The sequence below is a fragment of the Belnapia sp. AC561 genome (genome assembly GCF_979252845.1).
In genome coordinates, this window is record NZ_CEEDBP010000340.1 from 1 (window position 1) to 253 (window position 253).

Below are 253 nucleotides of genomic sequence, written 5' to 3' on the forward strand. Positions count from 1 at the left end.
GGCATGCTCGGCGGCTTGCTGCTCGGCGGCCTGGGCTCCTGGCTGCTGGCCCGCAATGCCGCGCGCCAGGAGCTGCAGCTGTTCACCGGTATCGGTGCGTTGCGGCGCATGCAACTGGCCGACGGTAGCGAGGTGCAGCTGGATGCCGATACACGCATTCAGGTGCTCTTCGATGACCGCGTGCGGCATCTGACGCTGTTGCGTGGGCGAGCCATCTTCGACGTGCGCCACGACCCGCAACGCCCCTTTGTGG

1 protein-coding gene is annotated in these 253 nt (G+C 67.6%); it reads left to right on the forward strand.

Translation table 11 applies throughout. The annotated features are described in order from the left end of the window. Positions 1 to 253, forward strand: a 253-nt coding sequence (locus AC0IW9_RS31335; RefSeq protein WP_471652194.1) for a FecR domain-containing protein, incomplete at both ends; no start/stop codon positions are given.